3 protein-coding genes are annotated in these 1,586 nt (G+C 65.5%); 1 reads left to right on the forward strand and 2 read right to left on the reverse strand.

Going from position 1 to position 1,586, the window contains the following annotated elements:
• Positions 1-107 precede the first annotated feature (107 nt).
• Both ASF14_RS12850 and ASF14_RS12855 read right to left on the reverse strand, forming a co-directional pair.
• Entirely contained in the window at positions 108-383 is a 276-nt protein-coding gene (locus tag ASF14_RS12850) for a BrnA antitoxin family protein (RefSeq protein ID WP_056435547.1), read from the reverse strand.
• Positions 380-625 (reverse strand): BrnT family toxin, encoded by a 246-nt coding sequence (locus ASF14_RS12855; protein ID WP_056435550.1) that lies wholly within the window; start codon positions 623-625, stop codon positions 380-382. Before ASF14_RS12855 ends, ASF14_RS12850 begins: the two co-directional genes overlap by 4 nt.
• A 99-nt stretch (positions 626-724) precedes the next feature.
• Here ASF14_RS12855 and ASF14_RS12860 point away from each other — a divergent pair.
• Positions 725-1,586: hypothetical protein (locus ASF14_RS12860; protein WP_201780592.1), on the forward strand; the 862-nt coding region annotated here is incomplete at its 3' end.

Genomic DNA, 1,586 nt, shown 5'->3' on the forward strand with positions numbered 1-1,586 from the left:
AAGGGCGGCGGGCCGAGGCAGAGACCTGCCCTGCCCCGTGGAAGGCCCCGGTCAGCAAGGCCGAGATTGACGCGGAACGGGCCGGGCTGGAGCGGTTGTTGGGCTGATCAGCGATGATCCGTGACGTAGCGCTTCAGCACATCGTCCAGACGGGATTGCCAGCCCGCCCCGGTGGCTTCGAAATAGTCGACCACCTCCGGGGATAGCCGGATCGTCTTGGGAATTTTGGTCGGCTTTTTCTGGCGGCCGCGCACGCGTCGCATTTCGGCCGCCATGGCGGGCAGCGCTTCGGCGAACGGCCGGGCGCTGGCCAACTGGGCGTCGGTCAGTTCGGGGTTGTCCGACACGGCATCCATGTCCGCTTGGGTGTAGGGTTTCGTCATTCCACCAATTTCCTTTCCTTGGCGCTGGCGGGGCGGGCCGAGATGATCGAAAGCCCTTCGGTGCCCAGCGTGGCGAAAATCACGGTGATGACGCCGTTCAGGCGTCCAACCGCGAACCAGCGGCCTTGTTTCGCTTCGCCGATCATCGCGGACAGGAAGAACGCGTCGTCGATATCGGCGAAATCAATGCCGTGCTTGGCAAGGTTCGCGGCGCGCTTCGGTTCGTCCCATACGATCATCATGGGTTTTTTGTACGCACGAAAAGCCTAAGCGTCAACATAGATTGTAAGTACAAATAGGGCTGTCCGTTCGGGCGGCCCTTTTCTTTTGGAGCGCCGCTGATGGACAATTTCGAAGGTGCGGCGCTTGGCGTCGGATTCGATATCGATACCGGCGGTTCGTTCGAGGCGCTGGCGCGTCTGGATACGGCGATCGACTGGGCCAGCGCGAACGCGATTGACGAGTTCAACCGGGTGGAGCGCGCGTCCGCCTCCATGCTGAACCTGAACGGGGCGCAGGCATCGCTGCGGACCTTTGCGGTCGAATCGTCGCAGGCAAGCCGTGCCGCACAGCGGGAGTTCAATTCCGTCGAAAAGGCGGGGGAGCGGCTGGTTTCCCAAATTGAGCGCCAGAACGGTGCCTTTGGGAAAACCCGTGAGGAAATGCGGCTCGCCAAGGTGGAGGCTGCCGCGCTGGCGGCCGAACAGCAGGGCCTGACCGAACTGGCCGGACGGCTGCGCGCGGCGGAATCCGAATTGGCGGGCAAGGAACTGGCGGCCGCGCGCCGTGCCCGGTTCGAAGCCGAGGCGCTGGCGCAGGCCCGTGCCGAGGCAGAGGCCAAGGCGGCGGCCGAGACGGCGCGGGAGCGTGCGCAGGCAGAGGCGGCGCTGATCGTTCAATTGCGGGAGCGCGCCCAGCTGCAAGGCCTGCTGGAACAGAATTTCGGGTTGAACCAGCCGCGCGCCACCGATGGCGGTGCGACCTTCAGCGCGCTGGCGGCCCGTGCGGCCGAGGAAGAAGCGCAGGCCCTGCGGTCGGCTACCCTCGCCCACCAAATGTTCGAGGCGCGGGTTAAGGCGGGCGTGACCGCGATGCGGGAGCATGAGACGGCCGAGATTGCCGCGACGCGGGAACATGAAAACATGGCATCGGCGGCCGAGCGGCTGCGCGCGTCGATCGATCCGGCCTATGCCGCCCAGTCCC

Source organism: Sphingomonas sp. Leaf257 (genome assembly GCF_001422185.1).
Taxonomy (GTDB): Bacteria; Pseudomonadota; Alphaproteobacteria; order Sphingomonadales; family Sphingomonadaceae; genus Sphingomonas; species Sphingomonas yabuuchiae.